Genomic DNA, 230 nt, shown 5'->3' on the forward strand with positions numbered 1-230 from the left:
GTTTCAGCTAGGACATAGTTGCCGCCGTCGGTGCCGCCTAAGGTGACACCAGAAGAGGTAACCGTTTTATTTTCACCCGCATCCTTGTTATCAAAGGTATCGCTGGCCGAGCTTACGGTTACCGTATCGCCGGCGAATACCCCGCTTAAAGCAAGCTCCACATTAGCGCTGTCGTTACCGTCATAGGTTTTATCGTCGGCTGTGCTGCTGGCGGAGATTTCAAAGGGTGT

At 52.6% G+C, this 230-nt stretch carries 1 protein-coding gene; it reads right to left on the reverse strand.

The features are described from left to right. A partial coding sequence (locus Q1A41_RS20325) for a YDG domain-containing protein (protein WP_299983007.1) occupies positions 1–230 on the reverse strand: 230 nt, incomplete at both ends.

The organism is uncultured Pseudoteredinibacter sp. (assembly GCF_947502065.1).
GTDB lineage: Bacteria > Pseudomonadota > Gammaproteobacteria > Pseudomonadales > Cellvibrionaceae > Pseudoteredinibacter.